The organism is Rothia sp. QJM3NY_36 (assembly GCF_056173115.1).
Map to the genome: position 1 here is coordinate 1,775,729 of NZ_CM149658.1, position 20,675 is coordinate 1,796,403.

The following is a 20,675-nucleotide window of genomic DNA, read 5'->3' on the forward strand; positions in this document are numbered from 1 at the left end:
TTACTTACCAGCCTTTCCGACCTTGCGGCGGATCTGCTCGCCGGCGTAGCGGATGCCCTTGCCCTTGTAGGGGTCCGGGGCCCGCAGGCCGCGGATGTTGGCGGCCACCTGGCCGACCTGCTGCTTGTCGATGCCCGAGACGGTGAGCTTGTTGTTGCCCTCCACCGCGAAGGTGATGCCCTCGGGGGCCTTCACCGTGATGGGGTGGGAGTAGCCCAGCGCGAACTCCAGGTCGGTGCCCTTGGCCATCACACGGTAGCCCGTGCCGACGATCTCGAGCTTCTTGGAGTAGCCCTCGGAGACACCCTGGATCATGTTGGAGATCAGGGTGCGGGACAGCCCGTGCAGCGAGCGGGAGACCCGCTCGTCGTCCGGACGGGAGACGGTGATGACGCCGTCGTCCTGGGAGACGGTGATCGGCGCGGAGATCGTGCGGGAGAGCTCCCCCTTGGATCCCTTGACCGCGACGCGCGAACCGTCGATGGTCACCTCGACACCAGCCGGCACCGAGATGGGGAGACGTCCGATACGTGACATAAGATCTCTTCCTTTCTCTATGTACCGACTACCAGACGTAGGCGAGGACTTCCCCGCCGACGCCCTTGGCAGCGGCCTGCTTGTCAGTGAGCAGACCGGAGGAGGTGGACAGGATGGCGATGCCGAGCCCGCCCAGCACCTGGGGCAGGTTGGTGGACTTGGCGTACACGCGCAGGCCCGGCTTGGAGATGCGGCGCACCCCGGCGATGGAGGACTCGCGGTTCTGGCCGAACTTCAGGTCCAGGGTCAGCGTCTTGCCGACCTGGGCCTCCTCTTCGTGCCAGTCCTTGATGTAGCCCTCGGACTTGAGGATCTCGGCGATCCGGCCCTTGAGCTTGGAGAACGGCATCGACACGGAGTCGTGGTGCGCCGTGTTGGCGTTGCGCAGGCGCGTGAGCATGTCTGCGACAGGATCTGTCATGGTCATGTGGGCTCTGGCCCTTCCTCGTGACGGTTTCCTCCCGCCCGCGGGCGGGGGACCTGAAACGTAGTCGTTAGTTGGTCTTGAACGGGAAGCCGAGCGCCTTGAGCACGGCGCGGCCCTCGTCGTCGGTGCGGGCGGTGGTCACCACGGTGATGTCCATGCCGCGCACGCGGTCGATCGAGTCCTGGTCGATCTCGTGGAACATCGACTGCTCGGTCAGCCCGAAGGTGTAGTTGCCGTTGCCGTCGAACTGGCGGTCGGACAGTCCGCGGAAGTCGCGGATGCGCGGCAGCGCCAGGGTCACGAGGCGGTCCAGGAACTCCCACATGCGGTCACCGCGCAGGGTCACGTGGCAGCCGATGGGCTGGCCCTCGCGCAGCTTGAACTGGGCGATGGACTTCTTGGCCTTGGACACCTGCGGCTTCTGACCGGTGATGAGGGTCAGGTCGCGCACGGCCGAGTCGATGAGCTTGGAGTCGCGGGCGGCCTCGCCCACGCCCATGTTCACGACGACCTTGACCAGCCGCGGGGACTGCATCGGGTTGGCGTAGCCGAACTGCTCCTGCAGCGCGGGCACGACCTCGTCGTTGAACTTGGCCTTGAAGCGGGGGGTGGTCTTGGTCTCAGTCATCACAGATCCTTCCCCGAGCTCTTGGACACGCGCACGCGCACGGTGCGCTGGCGTCCGTCGCGCTCGACGGTCTCTTCGCGGAACCCGACGCGGGTGGGCTTGCCGGTCTCCGGGTCGACGATCGCGACGTTGGAGATGTGGATCGGGGCCTCGGTCTTGACGATGCCGCCGCCCTCACCGGTGGTCGGGTTGGCCTTGGTGTGCTTGGTGATGACCCGGACGTTCTCCACCAGCACGCGCTGGGTGGAGGGGAACACGTGCAGGACCTTGCCCTGCTTGCCCTTGTCCGCGCCGGAGATGACCTGAACGAGGTCGCCGCTCTTGATCTTCGCCATGAGTTACAGCACCTCCGGGGCCAGCGAGATGATCTTCATGAACTTCTTGTCGCGCAGCTCGCGCCCGACGGGCCCGAAGATGCGGGTGCCGCGGGGGTCGCCGTCGGTGTTCTTGAGGATCACCGCCGAGTTCTCGTCGAACTTGATGTAGGAGCCGTCCGGGCGACGGGTCTCCTTGCGGGTGCGGACGACGACGGCCTTGACGACGTCGCCCTTCTTCACGTTGCCGCCAGGGATCGCGTCCTTGACGGTGGCGACGATGATGTCGCCGATGCCTGCGTAGCGACGGCCGGAGCCGCCGAGAACGCGGATGGTCAGGATTTCCTTCGCACCCGTGTTGTCGGCGACCTTGAGCCGTGACTCCTGCTGAATCACTGAATACTCCTGTCGTCTCGCCGGTTCTCACGCCGCCGCCGGATGCGCCCTTCGTGAGGGCGGCAGGGCCGGCCGACGCGCCGTGGGCCTTGCGGAACACTTTGGTCGGGATGAGGTGACGCGCCGGTCTCCGCGGCCCGTCCGCTGGGAAGCGGACAGCTGCGGGGTTGGCGGTCGCGCCTGGGATCCCCCATGCCAGGAGCATCTGGACCCGCCCGAGGTCTCGGGCGAATGCGCCCGTCTCAGCGGCATTATGCACTGGCACGAAGGATCCGTGGTGGTGTGCGGTCACGAAGGCCGCACGAATACACAACCATACCACAGCGCACGCGACGGCGCCCCCGCCGCGTCGCGGGGACGACGGGCGGGGGCGCCGACGGGGCGGGTCAGATCACTGCGCGGAGACGGTCACCTTGTACCGTCCGGAGAAGCGGTCCACAAAGGCCGCCATCTGGTCCCGCTTGATCGCGGTCCAGGGACGGAAGGTGCCGTCATCGTAGCCCTTGGTGATGCCGCTGTCCTGCAGCCAGGCGATCTCCTTGTAGAAGGTCTCCCCGCGCTGCACATCCGAGAAGGCGGGGTTCCCGGCCCGGTACTGCGGGGAGCCCGCGGCACGGTAGAAGAACGCGGCCATAGCCCCGCGCTCGACCTTGGCGTTCGGACGGAACGTGCCGTCGCTCCAGCCCTGGGCGATGCCGGTGGCGTGCAGCCAGGAGATCTCCTTGTAGAAGGGGTCGTCCTTGCTGACGTCGGTGAACTGCGGGGTGGCCGGCGCCGTGTAGGACGGGGAACCGGCCATCCGGTAGATGTAGGCGGCCATCTGCCCGCGCTCGATGTTGGCCCAGGGGCGGTAGGTGTTGTCGTCCCAGCCCTCGGTGATGCCCTTGTTGGCGATCGAGCGGATCTCCTTGGCGAAGATCGTGGAGTCGGTGACGTCCTTGAAGTCCCGGTCCGTGAGGACCTTGTCCGTGGTCTTCGTGGCCGCCGGGTAACCCTGGAAGGCGGTGGCCTGCGGGGAGACCTGCGAGACCTCGGAGGCCTCGTCGGCGGAGGCGGGGGCAGCGGCGACGCCGACGGTGAGCACCGCGTTGCGGGCCACATCCCCCTCCTTGCCGGACCCGGAGAGCACGTGGATCGTGTGGGTCGAGCCCACCGTCCAGGCGGCATTCGAGTTCCCGGATCCCGGGAACGGGAAGGTCGCGGAGAACTCGCCCTGGGCGCTCGCGTCCACCGTGGCCACCACGGCATCACCACCGATGGTGGTCTTGCCCTTATCCAGCTTCACACTCACATTCGAGCCCGAACCGTCCTGGGCCTTCCACCCGGTGCCGGTCACCGTCACCTCAGCGCCCTCACGGACCGTCTTCACCGAGGTCACCGTCGCCGTGCCGTCGGAGGCCTTCACAGTCTGCTCCTCCGCGGGAGCCTCCGACTCCGGGGAGGTCTCGGTGACCTTGGTGTCGATCTTGTAGAGGGTGTCCGCGTTGATGGGGCTCAGCTGGGCGCCGTAGCCCTTCTGCTCGGTGTTGGAGGTGCGGGTGGTGCCGCTGGTGAAGTCCAGGGTGAACGGCACGGACTGGTTGGCGTAGGCGCCGGCCTTGTCCACCGCGAAGGCCCCCTCGGGGGTGACCAGGACGTCGTTGGTCGCCCGGGAGCCGGTGTCCACGGAGCTGACGACCTTGCCGGTGCGGGCGTCGATCACCCCGACCTCGCCCTTGCCGAAGTCGGTGACGTAGACCAGGTCACGGGCCTCATCGTTGTCGATGGCCAGGGCCTGGGTCCCGAAGGGGATGGACTTCTTGTACTCACCGGTGGTCAGGTCGTAGACCGTGACCCCGGAGTTCTTGCCGCCCTTGCCCTGGCTGGAGACGTAGATCTCGTTCAGGGACTTGTCCACCGTCACGTCCGACGGGGACAGGCCCGCGGAGGAGTCGTCCGCGTGCACGGTGATGGTCTGCACGACCTTGAGGGTCTTGGTGTCGATCACGCTGACGACGCCGCGGGAGATGTCCGGGGTGTACAGGCGCCCGGCCTCCTCGTCCAGGAAGGAGTTCATCCCGGTGCCGGCGCCCTCGCCGACGTCGATGCGCTGGGCCTCGTGGGTGGTCAGGTCGAAGGCGACGACGCCCTTCCCGTCGGTGACGAAGGCGCGGCCAGTGGCGTCGTCGATCTTGACCTCGCGCGGGTGGTCCACGACCTGCTCGGAGGCCGCCGGGTCGTAGGAGGTCCAGATCTGCTTCAGGGTGGTCTGGTCGAACACGGATACCGCACTGGAGCGGGTGTTGGTGACCCAGACGGTGTTGTTCGCATCGTCCGCGGCGATCCCGTAGGCGCCGTTGTACTGGTAGCCGGCGTTCTGGCCGGTGCCGGTGCGCAGCGTGGGCATCGCGGCGTTGGCCTCGATCTTCATCGTCGAGGGTTTCACCCGGGCGATGGTGGCGGTCTCGATCGGGGGACGCCCGGAGGAGCCGGTGACCCACAGCTTGTCGTTCTTCTGGGAGTAGGCCATCTGGTACTGACCGGGCAGGCCCTGGGTCTGCTGGGCCGAGACTTCGACGCTGCGGGCGCTCGAGGCGGCGCTCTCGGCCGGGGCGGCCTGGGCCGGGACCATCAGGGCGGAGGCCAGCAGGGAGGCGGCGGTGGCTCCCACGGCCAGGTTCTTCAGACGGCGCCGGGGGCGCTGGCAGGAGATCGTCATCTTTCCTCATTCATCGGGTCCCCGCCGTGGGCGGGGACGGTGCGAGGTGGACAGCCGCGCATCACAGGACACACAGCTTAGCATTTCCTAAAGGTGGGCTGAGATAGAGCTTACGCCTCAGTGCGCCGTGCGCCAATGCCGTGGCCGATCGGGATCGACGCGCCGGGCTCAGCCCCGCCCGTCGCCCAGCATCGAGGCCAGGGCCCGGGCGCCCGCGCCCCGGATGACCGCGGCGTGATCCCCGGGCACGGTCTGACGCTCCAGCGCCCCGGTGCGGGCCCAGGCCTGCGCCGGGGCCCCTTCGCCCAGGGTCCGCTCGGCCCCGACGTGCAGCAGCCGGGCGCGCACCGGGGCCGGGTCCGCCCCGCGGGTGTGGGCCATGGCCCGGCGCACCGCCGCGATGCTGGTGCGCAGGGCGGCGTCGTCCAGGGCCGCCAGGGGCGAGCCGTGCTCGCGCAGAGCCGCCAGGGTCTCCTCCAGGTTTCGCGGCGGGGCCTGCGGTTCCACCCCGCCCATGCGCATCAGGGCCCGCCACAGCTCCCCCGGGCCCGGTGCGGGCAGGGACCGCCAGTACGACGGCGGGTAGGCGTCCAGCAGCCCCACCGCACCGATTCGCGGGCCACCCTCCCGTTCGGCCAGGCCCGCCAGGTGCACCGCGGCCATTCCGCCGACGGACCATCCGGCCAGATCCGCGCCGTCGGGGGCGATCTCGCGCAGCAGCGGCAGCTGCTGGGGGGCCAGCTCCTCCAGGTCCGCAGGCTCCGGAGCCTGCGGGTCGGTGAACTGCGGGGCCTGCAGCGTCCACACGGTGCGGGCCGGGCCCAGGGCGGGCAGCAGCCCCGCGTAGCACCAGCCGAGACCCCCGGCCGGGGGCAGCAGCACCAGGGGTGCTGCGGCAGGGTCCGAGCCGCGGCGCAGCAGCAGCGTCGGCGCCAGATCCGCCCCGAGACCGGCGCCCGATTCCTCCCCCAGGGCCGCGGACAGTGCGGCCGGGGTCGGGTGGGCGAAGATCTGCGCCAGGGAGCAGGGCAGGCCCAGCCGCTCGTCGATCCGGGCCACCAGCTCCAGCGCGGTCAGGGACGCGCCCCCGGCCGCGAAGAAGTCCGCGCCGGGCCCCAGCGGCTCGCGCTCGAGCACCTGCCCGAACAGCTCTCCCAGGACCGCCTCCCGCCAGGTGGCCGGGCCGCCCTCCCGTCCTGGGGCGCCGTCCTGCCCCGGGGCCTCGGTGATCTCCCGTTCGGCCAGCGCCCGGCGGTCCGCCTTGCCGTTGGCGGTGATCGGCAGGCGCTGCAGCACCTGCCAGACCGTGGGCACCATGTACCCGGGCAGGTGCCGTTCGGCGTGGTCCCGGGCCCGCTGCACGATCCGGTCCTCCTCCGCTGCGGCCTCCAGGAAGCCGACGAGCACCTCCTGCGCCCCGATCCGGCGCACCAGGGCGACGGCGGCGCTCACCCCGGGCACCGCGGCCAGCACGGTCTCCACCTCGCCCAGCTCCAGGCGCTGCCCGCCGATCTTGACCTGGTGGTCCGTGCGTCCCCGGTACTCCAGGGCCCCGTCCGGGCGCCACCGGGCCAGATCCCCCGTGCGGTAGACCCGCACCCGCTCCGGGCCCTCGTCCCCGAGCCGTCCGGCCGGCAGGTGCCGGAACGCGGCGGCGTCGGCCTCGGGGCGGTGCAGGTATCCGGGAGTGACCTGCACCCCCGACAGGCACAGGTGCCCCACGACCCCGACCGGGCAGCGGTGCCCGCTCGCGTCCAGGACGTGCACCCCGGTGTTCCAGGCGGGCCGGCCGATGGGCACCACGGGCTCCTCCGGGTGCTCCTCGGTGGCCCAGGCGGTGACGTCCACGGCGGCCTCCGTGGGGCCGTAGAGGTTCAGCGGCCCGGTGCCGAGCATCCGGCGGCACCCGGCCACCTGCTCCCGGGTCAGGGCCTCCCCGCTGCACACCACGGTGCGCGGCCGGTGCGCCCCGGCCGCGAGCGTCCGGGCCGCCCCCGGGGAAGCCAGGAACGCCGAGAGCATCGTGGGCACGAAGTGCAGGCAGTCCACCCGGGCCTCGGTGATCAGCCGGGCCAGGTGCTCCGGGTCCTTATGCCCCTCGGGGGCCGCCACGACGACGCCGGCCCCGTGTCGCAGCGGCCAGTACAGCTCCCACACGTGCACGTCGAAGGAGACGGCCGTCTTGTGCGCCACCCGGTCCCCCGGACCCACGGGAGCCAGGTGCTGCTGCCAGGCCAGCCGGTTGTCGATCCCTGCGTGGGTGATGGGCACGCCCTTGGGACGCCCGGTGGACCCGGAGGTGAACAGGATATAGGCGAGGTCCTCCGGGGCGCGCCGGGTGCCGGGCAGCGGGTCCTCGAGGCCTGCGGATGCGGCCTGCTCAGCGCACACCCGCTCCTCGGCCCGGGCCAGGTCCGCAGCGGTCAGCGCGGTCACCGGGTGCTCGGTCACCGGGTGCTCGGTGGCCGAGGAACCCAGCTCCAACGGGTCCAGGCCCGGGCCCTCCAGCAGCCAGGGGCAGCCTGCGTCGGCGAGCATCCCGGCGACCCGTTCGGCCGGCAGCTGCGGGTCCACCGGCAGATAGACCGCACCCGCCGCGAGCAGGGCGTACACGCTGACGTACTGGTCCAGGCCGCGGTGGGTGCGCAGGGCCACCGGGTCCCCGGGGGCCACGCCCAGGCTCGCCAGGGCCGCGGCGCGGGTGCGCGCGGCCTCGGCCAGCTCGGCGTAGGTCAGGCGCCGACCGCGGAACCCCTCCCCGGGGCCCGGGTAGGCCGGGCCCTCGATCACGGCGGTCTCCTCAGGGTGCTCGGCCACGGCGGCCGCGAAGCCCTCCCACAGGGTTCCGGAGCGCCGCGGCACCCGGGTCTCCGCCAGCTCGTCCAGCCGGGCTAGCTCCGCCGGGGTGGCCTGCTCCAGCTCGTCGACGTCAGTCCCGTCAACGGCCGCCCGCCCCCACGCGCCCACCCAGTGCACCAGGCGCTCGGCGTGGGCCTCGGCCTGCTCACGGCCGTACAGGGCGGGGTTGGCGTCCAGCTCCAGGCTGATCGGGTGCCCGCGCCCGGGCATCCCCCGCACGGTCACCGTCAGGTCCGGGACCGGCCCCGCGCTGACGTTGTGCACGCGCGCCGTGCCCTGCCCGAAGGGCAGGACGGCGTCGAAGGGGACGACGTTCAGCTGCGCACCGAACAGCCGGGCCCCGCGGCGCCGGGCCTGCCGCTCCAGCTCCTCCTGGCGCACCAGCCCATGGGCCTGGTTGCGGGCCAGCTGAGCGGTCACCTCCCCCAGCTGCGCTGCCGGGCTCCCGCCGGCGGACACGGCCACCGGCAGCAGGTTCGCCGCCGTGCACCCGGTGCGCGCGGCCATCCGGGGCCCGCCGGGCAGCACGCGGTTCATCTGCGGGACCCCGTAGCGGGCGCTGGACAGGCCGAGCACCCGGGTCAGGTAGGATCCGGCCGCCGCGACGACGGCCGCGGGCCACCCGGTCCCGGCGGCCTTCCCCGCCCCCAGCAGCGCCTCCTGCAGTGCCGGGTCCAGCTCCCGGCGGGCCCGGTGGGCCACCGCCGGGGCGTCCGCGGCGCGTCCGGCCAGGGAGTGATCCTCCCCCTGCTCCAGCTCCTGCAGCAGCGGCTGGAAGGCCTCGGCGTGCTCGGCGCGCACCGGGACGTCGTCGGCGTCCTGGGCGGCCAGCTCGGCCAGGCCCGGGCGCTGCGACGGGACCGGGTCCTGCCCGTTCAGGATCTGCCCGTAGACCCGGCCCAGCCGGCGCAGGGCGTCGAAGGCCGCGAAGCCGTCGGCGACGAGGTGGTGGAAGCAGTGCAGCAGGAAGAACCGGCCTCCGCACTCGATCAGGGCGCTGCGCACGGTCTGCCCGGACAGCGCCTCCAGGGGGTGCCGCAGCTGCTCGGAGCACCAGGCCAGCACCGTCTCGCGGATCGCCTCCTCCCGCTCCCCGTCCGTCTGATCCCCCGCGGCCTCGGGGGCCGGGAGGGTCACCGGGCGCAGCACCTCGACGCCGTCCAGGAACCGCTCCAGCGGGATCTCCCGCCACAGCACCCGCCCGTCCCGCTCGGCGCAGCGCACGCGGAACCCGGGGTTCTCCGCGTACACCAGGCGCAGGGCCCGCTCCAGGGCGGCGACGTCGGGCGCGGCGGGCAGCTGCACGCACTCGGCGGTGGTGTAGCAGGGGTTCTCCGGGTCCAGGCGCGCGGCCATGTAGATGCCGCGGGCGGCCTCGGTGATCGGGTGCCAGGGGTGCTCGGGGGCTGTCATCGGCGGATCCGGTCCTAGCGCTGGGAGGCCTCGCGCAGGAAGGACACGGTGGGCCGGGAGATCAGCTCCGTGAACTCCGCCTGCACCCCGGCCGCGGCCAGGTCATCCAGCAGGGCGAAGGTCGCGATGGAGTCCAAGCCCAGCTCGAACAGGCTGGCCTCCGGGTCGGCCAGGGCCCGCTCGGCGGCGTCGGCCTCGGGCAGGTGGGTGCTCAGGATGGTGCGCAGGGTGGCGTCGTCGATCATGGTGGTGCTCCTCCTCAGATGGGGATGGTGGGTGCGTCAGTCGGCCAGGCGCTCGGCCAGGTGGGCGCGCAGCTGCTTGCGGGAGATCTTCCCGACGTTGGTCAGCGGCAGGCGGTCCATGACCACCACCCGCTCCGGGATCTTGAACTCGGCCAGGCCCGCCTCGCGGAAGCTCGCGCGCACCGCGGCCCGCGGGTCCTCCCCCAGCTCCTGCCCGGGGCGGGGCACCAGGATCAGACCCACCCGCTCGCCCACGGCCTCGTCCGGGATGCCCACCGCGACGGCGTCGGCCACGGCCAGGCGGTCCAGGGCCAGGTCCTCCAGCTCATCCACCGCGATCTTCTCCCCGGCCCGGTTGATCTGGTCCTTGGCCCGGCCGGTGACCTCCAGGTGCCCGGAGGGGTGCCGGCGCACGATGTCCCCGGTGCGGTAGAAGCCGTCCTCGGTGAAGGAGGTGCGGTTGGCGTGCTCCTCCCCGTAGTACCCGCGGATGGTGTAGGGACCGCGGGTCAGCAGGTGCCCGGGCTGCCCCTCGGGCACGGGCCGACCCTCGTCGTCCAGGATGAGCACCTCGTCGTCCGGGCTGATGGGGGTCCCCTGGGTGGTGAGCACCAGCTGCTCGTCGTCGTCCTCCCGGGTGTAGTTGACCAGGCCCTCGGCCATCCCGAAGACCTGTTGCAGCCGGGCCCCCAGCACGGGCCGCACCTGCGCGGCCGCGGCCGGGGCGAACCGCGCCCCGCCCACCTGCACGAGGCGCAGGCTGGACAGATCCGGGGCCCGACGCTTGGCGGAGGCGATCCAGGCCTGGGCCAGCGGCGGGACCAGCGGGGCGATGTCCGCCCGCTCCCGCTCGATCAGCGCGAAGGCCGTCTGCGGGCTGGGGTCGGCGGCCAGGATCACCGCGCCCCCGGCCCACAGGACGCCGAGGATGCCCGGGGAGCTCATCGTGAAGTTGTGCGCGGCGGGCATGGCCACGAGCATCCGGCTGGAGGCATCCAGCCCGCAGATCCGGGCGGATTCCCGCACGGAGTACAGATAGGCGGCGTGGGTGCGCGGGATGAGCTTGGAGACCCCGGTGGTCCCGCCGGACAGCTGCAGGAAGGCCGCGTTCTCGGACAGCCGCTGCGCCCCGCGGTTGCGCACCGGCTCGGGCAGCTCCTCCCGGCGCAGCGGGGTCGGGGCGTGCGCCTGCGGGTCCGCGACGTCGATCAGCGTCGGGGGGATGAGCCCCTGCTCCTCCAGCCGGGCGGCGTACTCGGCGTGCAGGGCCCGGTAATCGTGGTTCTCCGCGCCCTGGGCCACCACGTGCGCGGCGGCGTCGGTGCGCGCGGCGAACTGCTCCAGCTCCCCCGCCCGGTGCTTGGGCAGCGCGAACACCGGCAGGGCCCCGTACAGGAAGGCCCCGACCATGTGCGCCAGGAACTCCACCGTGTTGGGCAGCTGCAGGATCACCCGGTCCCCCGGGCGCACCCCGGCCTCCCGCAGGCGAGCGGCGGCGGCCAGGGCCTGCTCCTCCAGCTGCCCGTAGGTCCAGCGCACCGTGTCCAGGCTGGATCCGCCGGGCAGGCCGTCGGCGGTGCGCCCGACGACGGCGAGGCTCTCCCGGTGCGCGTCGATGCTGCACAGCAGGAACTGCTGGAAGGTCTCATCCACCCAGTGCCCGGCCTCGCGGTAGCGGCGGGCGGCCTCCTCCGGGATCGCGGGAAACGGCGCCAGCGGCGAGCGCCCGGCGGCGCCGGTGCTGGTCGGGGAGGATGTGCTCACGGAAACGGTCTCCTTTGCGGGGTCGGTTCGATGGGGCTGGGCCCGGCGGGATCGGCGGGCCCGGCTCAGTCGGCGGGGTACAGCCGCACGAGGGCGGGGATCAGGGAGCCGCGCCAGCAGGCGTAGTCGTGTCCGCCGTCGTAGCGCAGGTACTCCACCCGGGCCGGGCTGCGGCGCAGCTCGCGGGCGAAGTCGTCGTGGGGGCCGGTGAGCACCCACTCCTGATCCCCGACCTCCAGCACGAAGCGGGAGTCAGCCAGGGCCTGGGCGCCGTCGCGCTCCAGCAGCTCGGCCAGGGCGCGGGCGGGGGCCTCCTGCCACAGGGAGGCCGACTGGGAGACCACCGCGCCCACGACCCGCGGGGCCAGCAGCCCGCACAGCAGGCTGGCCAGGCCGCCGAGGGACTGACCGACCGCGCAGGTGCGCGCCGGGGCAGGGTCCAGCCCGTGCTCGGCGCGCAGCCACGGCAGCAGTGCTTCGGCGACGTAGCGGTGGATCGGCTCGGTGCCGTCCAGCTCCCGCCAGCGCCGCTCCCGGCCGCCGGAATCCAGCAGGACCAGGTGCACCGGTGCCAGGTCCCCGGCGCGCACCGCCTGCTCGACGGCGCCGATCAGTCCGTGCCGGGCCCAGACCTCGCCGTCGAAGATCAGGATCACCGGGGATTGCGAGTCGGCCCCGGCGCTGCGGTGCAGGGCCACCCGGTGCTCTTCGGGGGCGGCGTGCCAGACCAGCTGGGTCTCATCCGCCGGGGCGAAGACGTAGGGCTGCCGGGGTGCGTCGGCCAGCTCCACCACGCTCAGCGCCCGCCCGTCCCGGTTGGGGCAGGTCAGCGCGTTGCGCGGGTCCGGGACCCCGGCGTCCAGGGCCGCGCGCAGCTGCACGTGGTCCTGGGCCGAGATCCAGGGGGCCGGGGCACCCGGGCTCGCGGGGATGAAGCAGTAGGAGGCCCGCCAGGTCCGGCGCATCCGGAAGGAGGCGTGCCAGGGGCCGTCGGGCCCGAGCCGGTGCATCAGCGTCGCCCCCAGCGCGGATTCGTCGGTGAGGCGATTGGCGAAGAGCAGGACCTGCTCGGCCTCGTCGTCCTCGTAGAGGAAGGTCACGATCTGCCTGGCGGGATCCTGCGGGTCCTCCTCCAGCAGCGGCAGCGGCCCGTCCAGCAGCTCGCGCAGCCGCCGGTGGGCCGCGGCGGCGGCCTGCGGGTCGGCCAGCTCCTTCTCGAGTGCGCTCAGGTGCGGCGAGTCCGTGCGGGGCACGGGCTCGCGCCGGGGCGGCTTGGGCGGGCGGCGGGCGGCGGGCATCGGCTGCGTCATTCCTCCTCCTCGGTGGGCACGACCATCGGCGAGCTCGTGCACGGGTCCGGCACGATCACGCAGTCCAGGTCGAAGACCTCGCGGATGATCTGCGCCGTCACGATATCCCGCGGGGCCCCCTGGGCCGCCACCTGCCCGTCCTTCATCAGCACCACGTGGGTCGCGTAGCGGAAGGCCAGGTTCAGGTCGTGCAGCACGACGACGACGGTCTTCCCCGCCCGGTGCAGGCGCCGGGTGAGGTTGAGGACCTCGATCTGGTGGGTGATGTCCAGGTACGTGGTGGGCTCATCCAGCAGCAGCAGCTCGGTGTCCTGGGCCAGGGTCATCGCGATCCAGACCCGCTGGCGCTGCCCGCCGGACAGGGCCTCGATCGGGCGGTCGGCCAGCTCCAGCACCCGGCAGGCGGCCATGGCCGCAGAGCAGATCCGCTCGTCCTCCCGGCTCCAGGTGCGCAGCAGGGACTGGTGCGGGTACCGGCCGCGCCCGACGACGTCGGAGACCGTCACCCCGCTGGGGGCCTCCGGGGTCTGCGGGAGCATGGCCAGGGCGCGGGCGACCTCCTTGGAGCGCCAGTCCCGCAGGGGCGTCCCGTCCAGCAGAACCTGCCCGGAGGCGGCCGGCAGCACCCGCGAGAGGGTCTTCAGCAGCGTGGACTTGCCGCAGGCGTTGGGCCCGAGGATCACGGTCAGCTCGGCGTCGAGCACGTCCAGGTCCACCCCGTGCAGCACCTCGCGGTGCTCGTAGCCGCCGTGCAGGTCCTCGGCCCGCAGCCGGGCGGGGGCCTCGGGGGTCGTGGTGGATGCGGTCATGGTCTTCTCCGTTCCGCGGCGATGAGGTAGACGAGGTAGCACCCGCCCAGAGCCCCGGTGACCACTCCGACGGCGAGGGTCCCGGGCAGGGCGTGCTGGGCGAGCAGGTCAGCCCCGAGGACGAGCACCGCGCCCGTGAGCGCGGCCCCGGCCAGGCCGGCCCCGGTGACTCGGGTGAGGGTCCGGCAGATGTGGGGGGCCGCCAGGGCCACAAAGGCGACGGGCCCGGTGGTCGCGGTGGCCAGGGCCACCAGCAGCACCCCGACGAACAGGGAGAGCACCCGCACCCGGCCCACGGGCACGCCGATGCCGGCGGCGACGGCGTCGCCGTACATCAGCGCGGTCAGGGGCCGGGCCAGCCACAGCAGCGCGGGCAGCAGGATTAGCAGCGCGATCCCGAGCAGGGCGACCTTGGCCCACGTCATGGCGTTCAGCGAGCCCACGAGCCAGGCGGCCGCGGTCTGGGCCTGCGTCAGGGAGGCCCGCACCACCAGCAGGGAGTTCAGGGCGGACAGGGTGGACCCGACCCCGATGCCGATCAGCACCACCCGGTAGCCGCCCAGGCCGGTGCGCCGGGTCAGCCCCCACACGACCACGGCGGTGCCCAGCCCGCCGAGCACCGCGCCCAGGGCGACCCCGCCGGGGCCGGCGTCGAAGACGATGATCTGCAGCAGGGCCCCGGTGGCCGCCCCGTGGGTGAAGCCGATGATGTCCGGGGAGCCCAGCGGGTTGCCGGAGACCACCTGGAAGATCGCCCCGGACAGTCCCAGGGCCACCCCGACGAGGATCGCGGCGAGCACCCGCGGGGCGCGCACCTCGGTCACGAAGTACCGGGCCAGCCGGGGCCCGCCGCCGGTGAGGGTGTGCAGGACCTCCCCGGGGCTCAGCCGGTACTCCCCCTGCATCAGGGCGAGCACGGCCAGCCCGAACAGCACCACGGCCAGTGCGGTCAGCACGAGCGTCTGGCGCAGGCTCACCCGGAGCCCGAATCCGCGGGGCCCGCCGCCCAGGCGCAGGGTGCGCGCGGGGCGGGTCTGGGTCGGGGGACGACGGCGCACGCGGTTCACAGGGCCTCGACCTTCCTGCGGCACATCAGGGCCACGAACACGGGGGCGCCCACGAGGGTCGCGATGATCCCGACCTGCGTCTCCTCCGGGGCCAGGATGGTGCGCGCGAGCACGTCGGCCAGCAGCAGCCAGACCGGTCCGAGCAGCAGGCTCAGGGCGGTGACCCAGCGCAGGTCGGCACCCATGAGCTGGCGGGCGATGAACGGCACCGCGAGCCCGACGAAGGTGATCGGCCCGATCGCGGCCGTGGCCGCCCCGGCCAGCACCGCCACGCACACCAGGGCGATGGTCTGGGTGCGCCGCAGGTGCACACCCAGGGCCACCCCCGCCTCCTCGCCCATCGACAGGGCGTTGATCGCCGGTGCCGCCCAGAGGGCCAGGGCCAGCCCCAGCAGCATCAGGGGCGCCACCGCTGCGGCGATGTCGTAGCCGCGGTTCTCCAGGGATCCGGCCACCCAGAAGCGGAATTCGTTGAAGGCGGTCTGGTCCGCGAGGATCAGCGCCTGGTTCAGCGCGGCCAGGGCCGCGGAGATCGCGACGCCGGCCAGGGCCAGGCGCACCACGGAGGACCGACCGGTGCCCCCGGAGCCCAGGGCGTACACCGCGACGGCGGCCAGCCCCGCGCCGACGAGGGCGCACAGCAGGTAGGCGTGGATCCCCAGGGCCCCGAACAGCACGACGCAAAGCACGACCGTCACGGAGGCGCCGGCGTTGATGCCCAGCAGCCCGGGCTCGGCCAAAGGGTTGCGGGTCAGGGCCTGCATGACGGCCCCGGCCACCGCCAGGCTCGCCCCGCACATGATCCCGAGGAGGGTCCGCGGCAGCCGCTGCTGGGTGACGATGGTCTCGGCCTGGCCCTGGCCGTGCCCGGTCAGCGCCGCCCAGACCTCGCGCGCAGGCAGGGCGTGGGAGCCGAAGGCGATCGACGCGGCGATCGCGGCGACCAGGAGAACGGCCGCGGCGATCAGCCACAGGACCCGGCGGCGTCGGCGCCGGGTCGCGGAGATGGAGCCCATCTAGTCGGCGGACCCCGCGGAGTCGGAGGACTCGGCCTGAGCCGCACGGCGGCGGCGCACCAGCACCACGGCCGCCACGATGGCGACGGCGGCCAGGGCACCGGCCCCGATCCACGGGAACTGGGAGCCGGAGTCCTCGGTGGTGGCCGAGGCCTCGCGGGCGCCGCGGGAGTCCGCGGAGGCGCTGGCCGAGGCCGAGGCGCTGGCGGTGGGGGTGGCCGAGGCCGAAGCCGACTGGCTCTCCTCGACCTCCTCGGTCACCTCCTTGACCTGCCCGCCCTTGCCCTCCTCCTGCAGGGCCTTGGCCTGCTCCTCGGTCAGGGGGTTGCCGTTCTCGTCCACGTACTGGGTGGTGGTCCCGCCCTGCCCGGAGGTCCCGGCATCCGAACCGGAGCCGCCGTTGGACCCCGAGTTCCCTCCGGACCCGGAGCCGGAGCCCTGGCCACCGTTGGATCCGGAGTTCCCGTTGGAGCCGGAGCCGCCGTTGGACCCGGAGCCGGACCCGCCGGAGTTGGAGCCGGCGTTGGGATCCACCTGGGTGCCGGACACGGACCCGCCGCCCTGGGCGGCGGAGTTCACGCCGGTCACGGTGAACTGCGGGCTCTTGTTGGAGTACCCCTTGGAGGACCCGTCATCGCCGACGCGCACCGCGGTGAGGAAGCGCAGGGTGTGCTTGCCCTGCTTGATGTCCTTGGGAACCTGGAAGGAGCCCTTCAGCAACCCGTTGGAGGGGACGACCTGCTGGTGCACCACGCAGGCCCCCTGGGGCGCATTCGAGGAGCAGGTGTTGCCGTCGTCGAACTTGATGGACACGGTGGATCCGGCGGGGAAGCCGTTGAGGGTGAAGCTCAGGTAGTCCCCGGCCCGCACGGATCCGGAGACCGTGCTGGAGGTGCCGGGGCTGTTCCCGGAGGCGCCGCCCGGGGGCAGGGCCGTGGCGGCGGAGGAGCCGATGATCAGGGCGGCGAGGACGGCGACGAGGGTCGCCAGCCATCGGCGGATGCTGGGGCGAGGGTGCGTGCGCATGCTCAATCCTTGGTTGCGGAATCGGAGGCGGAGCCGGCGGCGCCGGCCGTGGTCTGGGTCTTCTTCTTGCCGCCGGTGAGCATGAGGGCCAGGAGAATGGCGGCGGCGGCCACGAGCAGCAGGTTCTCCCAGGAGAACCAGGAGTGCTTCCGGGCGGTGCTCTGGGCGGCGGCCTGGTCCTGATCCTGCCCGGAGCCCCGGGCCTGCTGGGCCTGGGCGGCCTGGGCGGAGGGGCTGGCGGTGGGCTTCTTCGCGACCTTCTTCTTCACCACGCGCTTGACCACGGTCTCGGTGTCCGAGCCCGGGGCCCGGCGGACCACGACGTAGGAGGTCTGGTCCTGCGCGGTGTCGGAGAGGCTGCTGGCGTTCCCACCGGGCACGGCCGCGCCGGTGAGCACCGAGGTGCTCCCGGAGCCCGCCACGGGGCCGGAGGTCTGCTCCGCGGTGCCGGAGGTGCGGTTCGGCGAGGTCGCGGTGGCGCGACCGGAGCCGCTGGTGCCGTGGCCGCCGGAGGAGCCGGAGTCCCCGGAGCCGGTGTCCTTCAGCTCCAGAGTGGTCCAGCCCAGGATCTCCCCGACGTGGCCCTCGTTGCCGTTCTGCACCAGGAGCTGGTACTTCCCGGCCAGCAGCACCTCGCGGTCCACGGTGTAGGTCACGGACCTGCGCGCGTCCAGCTGGTGCCACTCCCCCAGCCAGGCGCTGCGTCGGGAGCCGTCCGTGTAGGCGCTGGTGTGGATCCAGTCTCCCTGCCGGCCCTCCGGCACGGTCACGGTGAGCTTGTCCCCGTCCAGCGTCGCGGAGACGCCGTGCCGGTTGCCGGAGGTCAGTGCGGAGCCCGGATCCACCGGGTCCGGGGCGCCCTGCGGACGGTACTGCCCGACCACGAAGTCGGCGACGCCGGCCCCGCCGACGGTGGAGCCCTTGTCTCCCGGCTTGAGCGAGCCGGAGAGGAAGCGCAGGGTGTGCGCCCCCTCGGGGAAGGCCGGGGTCGAGGTCTTATCGGTGCCGTCGGGCAGCTGGATCCAGGCGTCGAAGGTGCCGTTGGACTGATCGGTCTCGATGATCTGCCAGATGGTCCGGTTGGTGCTCACGGCGTCATCCAGGCGGCTGTACTTGCCCTCGTCCAGCTTCACGGCCACATGGGCGGCACCGGTGTTGGCCGTGGGGTTGCAGTATCCGGAGCCGGTGACGTGCACCTTCCCGCCCACGCCGACGTTCTTCGTCTCCACCGTCACGGTGGGCCGGCTCGTGACGTCGGTGCACTTGACGTCGGAGGTCTGGCTGTCCTCGTCGGCAGCCACCCCGTCGACCTTCAGTGGCCCGACGGCCGTGGAGCGCTGCACGTCCTTCCAGGACGCATCGACATACTCCGCGTTCTTACCGGAGAGGAACTGGGCCTTGAGGTACTGGCCCTGCTTCAGCCCATCGGGCAGGGCGATGTCGACATCGAACTCGCCCTTCTCATCGATGTGGAAGATGCCCGCGGCCTTGTCCTCCTTGGACTGGTCCGGGGTGAGCAGCACCCACACGCTGTCGTTGTTGCCCGCCCGAGCGGTCAGATAGTCGTTGATCTTGGTGTTGGGGGTCCGGGTGTAGGCGTCGCCCTTGCTGTTCTTCAGCAGCTTCACGGCGATGACGGAGCCGCGCTTGCCGTCGGCCATGGTCCAGCCCTCGCCGTGCAGCTTCAGGCGGGCGCCGTCTCCGGTCCCGATCGGCGCGATGCGCACGGTGGCGTCATCGACGGCCGTGTCCCCCACCTTGCCGGGGATGGCGTAGGAGTCCCAGTGCTGCGGATCGTCGGGGTCCACGGTGGTCCCGTCGGCCTTCACGACGCCGACGGTGAGCACCGCGTTGCGGGCCACATCCCCCTCCTTGCCGGAGCCGGAGAGCACGTGGATCGTGTGGGACGAGCCCACCGTCCAGGCGGCATTCGAGTTCCCGGATCCCGGGAACGGGAAGGTCGCGGAGAACTCGCCCTGGGCGCTCGCGTCCACCGTGGCCACCACGGCATCACCACCGATGGTGGTCTTGCCCTTATCCAGCTTCACACTCACATTCGAGCCCGAACCGTCCTGGGCCTTCCACCCGGTGCCGGTCACCGTCACCTCAGCGCCCTCACGGACCGTCTTCACCGAGGTCACCGTCGCCGTGCCGTCGGAGGCCTTCACGGTCTGGGTCTCGTCCTCGGCCGCATGGGCCGGGCTCAGGCTCGGCAGACCCGCGGGCAGGAGCAGGGCCAGCGTCAGCAGCGCGGCCACGGCCAGGCGCAGCGGGTGGGAGATGAGGCGGTTCACGGCGGCGGGGGCTTCCTTCGGGGTGCGGTGGGCGGACAGCGGACGGATCACTGGTCCAGCTCCTTCATCACGTCGGCGACGATGCCCTGCATCAGCAGCGGGCCGCCGGTGGAGGTCCATCGGGAGCCGTCCACGGGGATGATGTGTCCGTCCTTGTAGGCGGTCAGGTCGGTGAAGCCGGAGGCCTTCTCGGCTTCCTTCAGCGCGGTCTGCGCGCCGCTGAGATCGGCGGTGCCGCCGGCGTTGGGGTTGTCCTGGCTGGATCCGCCCAGGGTGCCGAAGAACATGTAGTCGGCGTCGATCTGGTTCAGGTTTTCCAGCGAGACCGGGTCGGAGTGGCCCAGGCCCATGCGGTCCTGGTTCTGCGGGCGCTTGAGCCCGAGGTCGGTCAGGGCTCGGCCGGCAGGCAGCTCCTTGAGGATCAGGGAGGCTCCGCCGCCCTGCCAGCGCACGATGGAGAAGGTCTTGTCCCCGTAACGACCGGCCAGCTTCTGCCTGTCCTGCTCCACGGTGGAGCGGTAGTCCTGTTCGATCTGCCGTGCCTTGTCCTGCAGGTTCAGCGCGTCGGCCACCCGGTCGAAGTTCTTCTCCCAGGGTCCGCCGGCGTACCCGGTGAACACCACCGGGGCGATCTTGCGCAGGATCTCCAGGACGTCCGGGCGGTTGTTCACGCTGGTGCCGTCCACCAGGATCAGGTCCGGGTCCATCGCGCCGATGGCCTCGTAGTCCAGCTCCGAGACGCTGCCCAGCAGCTTCACCCCGTCGGCCTTGTCGGCCAGGTAGTGCGGCACCCCGGACTGCCCGCGCCCAGCCACGGACCCGACGGGCTTGACCCCCAGGGCCAGCGCCCCGTCCAGGGTCGGCTCGGACAGGGTCACGACCCGCTGCGGGTTCTCCGGCACCTGCACCTCGGTGCCCTCGATGTCCTTGACGGTGCGGGTGGGCCCGGCGGAGTCGGACTCGGCGTCCCCGGCGTCGGACCCGCACCCGGCCAGCACGCTGGCGCACAGGAGTGCCAGCAGGAGGGCGAGGAGGGTGCGCAGACGCCCGGTGCGGCGCGGTCCGGCTGGGACGATGACGGGCATGAAGGCTCCCCGGAGTGATCGATTAGCTCAGGCTCACCTTAGTCGGCGGATTCGTTCGCTTCAAGCGATAGCAGCCCCGGGTCACGCAGATGCGACGCAGGACACGAAGGAGCCCCTCCCCCGCAGACGGGGAAGGGGCTCCTTCACGGGATGGAGACGGCGCGCTGGGCACCGCACTCCCGGAGACGCAGGGCTTACTTGGCCCGCTCCAGGATCTCCACGATCCGCCACCGCTTGGTCGCGGACAGCGGGCGGGTCTCCATGATCCGCACCAGGTCGCCGACGCCGGCGGTGTTCTGCTCGTCGTGAGCCTTCACCTTGGAGCTGCGGCGCATGACCTTACCGTACAGCGCGTGCTTGACGTGGTCCTCGACCTCGACGACGACGGTCTTGTCCATCTTGTCGGAGACGACGTAGCCGCGGCGGGTCTTGCGCAGGTTGCGCTCTTCCGTCTTGACTTCACTCACTTGGCATCACCTTCGCTGGCCTTCGCGGCCTTCTTCGCAGCCTTGGCGGCCTTCTTGTCGGCCTTCTTGTCCGAGGCTTCCGGGGCCGAGGCCTCGACCTCGGGGCGGATGCCCAGCTCGCGCTCGCGCAGCACCGTGTAGATGCGGGCGATGTCGCGCTTGACGGCCTTGAAGCGGCCCGGGTTCTCGAGCTGGCCGGTGGCCTTCTGGAAACGGAGGTTGAACAGCTCCTCCTTAGACTCACGCAGTTTCTCGGTCAGAGCCGCGGAGTCCAGGTCCTCGAGCTGATCGATCGACAGATCCTTCGATCCAACTGCCAT

The 20,675-nt window shown here is 72.1% G+C and carries 18 protein-coding genes; all 18 read right to left on the minus strand.

The window, feature by feature from the left end; all coding sequences use genetic code 11:
* Positions 1 to 537, minus strand: coding sequence for a 50S ribosomal protein L6 (gene rplF / locus AC0VXQ_RS07915; protein ID WP_055684563.1), 537 nt, complete (start codon positions 535 to 537; stop codon positions 1 to 3).
* A gap of 28 nt (positions 538 to 565) precedes the next feature.
* Positions 566 to 964, minus strand: a complete 399-nt coding sequence (gene rpsH / locus AC0VXQ_RS07920) for a 30S ribosomal protein S8 (protein ID WP_055684564.1) — start codon at positions 962 to 964, stop codon at positions 566 to 568.
* A gap of 67 nt (positions 965 to 1,031) precedes the next feature.
* Complete coding sequence (rplE, locus tag AC0VXQ_RS07925) at positions 1,032 to 1,592, minus strand: 50S ribosomal protein L5 (RefSeq protein ID WP_055684565.1); 561 nt, start codon at positions 1,590 to 1,592, stop codon at positions 1,032 to 1,034.
* Entirely contained in the window at positions 1,592 to 1,927 is a 336-nt protein-coding gene (rplX, locus tag AC0VXQ_RS07930) for a 50S ribosomal protein L24 (RefSeq protein WP_058731653.1), read from the minus strand. Before rplX ends, rplE begins: the two co-directional genes overlap by 1 nt.
* Before the next feature lie 3 nt (positions 1,928 to 1,930).
* Positions 1,931 to 2,302 carry a 50S ribosomal protein L14 gene (gene rplN / locus AC0VXQ_RS07935; RefSeq protein WP_055684567.1) on the minus strand — a complete coding sequence of 124 codons (372 nt, stop codon included), beginning with the start codon at positions 2,300 to 2,302 and terminating at the stop codon, positions 1,931 to 1,933.
* A 391-nt stretch (positions 2,303 to 2,693) separates the two neighbouring features.
* Positions 2,694 to 5,000, minus strand: coding sequence for an S-layer homology domain-containing protein (locus tag AC0VXQ_RS07940; RefSeq protein WP_475528247.1), 2,307 nt, complete (start codon positions 4,998 to 5,000; stop codon positions 2,694 to 2,696).
* 168 nt (positions 5,001 to 5,168) lie between these two features.
* Complete coding sequence (locus AC0VXQ_RS07945; RefSeq protein WP_061225931.1) at positions 5,169 to 9,272, minus strand: non-ribosomal peptide synthetase; 4,104 nt, start codon at positions 9,270 to 9,272, stop codon at positions 5,169 to 5,171.
* 14 nt (positions 9,273 to 9,286) lie between these two features.
* A complete protein-coding gene (locus tag AC0VXQ_RS07950; protein WP_061225930.1) occupies positions 9,287 to 9,517 on the minus strand; it encodes a phosphopantetheine-binding protein in 231 nt (76 codons plus the stop codon).
* A 36-nt stretch (positions 9,518 to 9,553) separates the two neighbouring features.
* Positions 9,554 to 11,281 carry a (2,3-dihydroxybenzoyl)adenylate synthase gene (locus AC0VXQ_RS07955; protein WP_058731676.1) on the minus strand — a complete coding sequence of 576 codons (1,728 nt, stop codon included), beginning with the start codon at positions 11,279 to 11,281 and terminating at the stop codon, positions 9,554 to 9,556.
* 65 nt (positions 11,282 to 11,346) lie between these two features.
* Positions 11,347 to 12,591 (minus strand): enterochelin esterase domain-containing protein, encoded by a 1,245-nt coding sequence (locus AC0VXQ_RS07960; RefSeq protein ID WP_058731677.1) that lies wholly within the window; start codon positions 12,589 to 12,591, stop codon positions 11,347 to 11,349.
* Positions 12,588 to 13,400: an ABC transporter ATP-binding protein gene (locus tag AC0VXQ_RS07965; RefSeq protein WP_058731678.1), complete on the minus strand. Its 813-nt coding sequence runs from the start codon at positions 13,398 to 13,400 to the stop codon at positions 12,588 to 12,590. The genes AC0VXQ_RS07960 and AC0VXQ_RS07965 overlap by 4 nt, the downstream gene beginning before the upstream one ends.
* On the minus strand, positions 13,397 to 14,467 hold the full coding sequence (locus tag AC0VXQ_RS07970) for a FecCD family ABC transporter permease (RefSeq protein ID WP_061225929.1): 1,071 nt from the start codon (positions 14,465 to 14,467) through the stop codon (positions 13,397 to 13,399). The genes AC0VXQ_RS07965 and AC0VXQ_RS07970 overlap by 4 nt, the downstream gene beginning before the upstream one ends.
* Positions 14,464 to 15,483: a FecCD family ABC transporter permease gene (locus AC0VXQ_RS07975; RefSeq protein ID WP_055684575.1), complete on the minus strand. Its 1,020-nt coding sequence runs from the start codon at positions 15,481 to 15,483 to the stop codon at positions 14,464 to 14,466. Before AC0VXQ_RS07975 ends, AC0VXQ_RS07970 begins: the two co-directional genes overlap by 4 nt.
* Complete coding sequence (locus AC0VXQ_RS07980; RefSeq protein ID WP_055684576.1) at positions 15,484 to 16,509, minus strand: hypothetical protein; 1,026 nt, start codon at positions 16,507 to 16,509, stop codon at positions 15,484 to 15,486.
* Between the two features lie 2 nt (positions 16,510 to 16,511).
* A complete protein-coding gene (locus AC0VXQ_RS07985; protein WP_196825828.1) occupies positions 16,512 to 18,854 on the minus strand; it encodes a hypothetical protein in 2,343 nt (780 codons plus the stop codon).
* Positions 18,851 to 19,888, minus strand: a complete 1,038-nt coding sequence (locus AC0VXQ_RS07990) for an ABC transporter substrate-binding protein (protein WP_475528254.1) — start codon at positions 19,886 to 19,888, stop codon at positions 18,851 to 18,853. The genes AC0VXQ_RS07985 and AC0VXQ_RS07990 overlap by 4 nt, the downstream gene beginning before the upstream one ends.
* Positions 19,889 to 20,082: 194 nt before the next feature.
* Entirely contained in the window at positions 20,083 to 20,355 is a 273-nt protein-coding gene (gene rpsQ, locus AC0VXQ_RS07995) for a 30S ribosomal protein S17 (protein ID WP_055684579.1), read from the minus strand.
* On the minus strand, positions 20,352 to 20,675 hold the full coding sequence (gene rpmC / locus AC0VXQ_RS08000; RefSeq protein ID WP_055684580.1) for a 50S ribosomal protein L29: 324 nt from the start codon (positions 20,673 to 20,675) through the stop codon (positions 20,352 to 20,354). The genes rpsQ and rpmC overlap by 4 nt, the downstream gene beginning before the upstream one ends.

Coding starts and splice junctions, on each gene's coding strand:
- rplE (WP_055684565.1), bottom strand. CDS start 1,592: ATGACTGAGACCAAGACCACCCCCCGCTTCAAGGCCAAGTTCAACGAC.
- AC0VXQ_RS07960 (WP_058731677.1), bottom strand. CDS start 12,591: ATGACGCAGCCGATGCCCGCCGCCCGCCGCCCGCCCAAGCCGCCCCGG.
- AC0VXQ_RS07990 (WP_475528254.1), bottom strand. CDS start 19,888: ATGCCCGTCATCGTCCCAGCCGGACCGCGCCGCACCGGGCGTCTGCGC.
- AC0VXQ_RS07980 (WP_055684576.1), bottom strand. CDS start 16,509: ATGCGCACGCACCCTCGCCCCAGCATCCGCCGATGGCTGGCGACCCTC.
- AC0VXQ_RS07945 (WP_061225931.1), bottom strand. CDS start 9,272: ATGACAGCCCCCGAGCACCCCTGGCACCCGATCACCGAGGCCGCCCGC.
- rpmC (WP_055684580.1), bottom strand. CDS start 20,675: ATGGCAGTTGGATCGAAGGATCTGTCGATCGATCAGCTCGAGGACCTG.
- AC0VXQ_RS07950 (WP_061225930.1), bottom strand. CDS start 9,517: ATGATCGACGACGCCACCCTGCGCACCATCCTGAGCACCCACCTGCCC.
- AC0VXQ_RS07975 (WP_055684575.1), bottom strand. CDS start 15,483: ATGGGCTCCATCTCCGCGACCCGGCGCCGACGCCGCCGGGTCCTGTGG.
- AC0VXQ_RS07940 (WP_475528247.1), bottom strand. CDS start 5,000: ATGACGATCTCCTGCCAGCGCCCCCGGCGCCGTCTGAAGAACCTGGCC.
- rpsH (WP_055684564.1), bottom strand. CDS start 964: ATGACCATGACAGATCCTGTCGCAGACATGCTCACGCGCCTGCGCAAC.
- rplX (WP_058731653.1), bottom strand. CDS start 1,927: ATGGCGAAGATCAAGAGCGGCGACCTCGTTCAGGTCATCTCCGGCGCG.
- AC0VXQ_RS07965 (WP_058731678.1), bottom strand. CDS start 13,400: ATGACCGCATCCACCACGACCCCCGAGGCCCCCGCCCGGCTGCGGGCC.
- rplF (WP_055684563.1), bottom strand. CDS start 537: ATGTCACGTATCGGACGTCTCCCCATCTCGGTGCCGGCTGGTGTCGAG.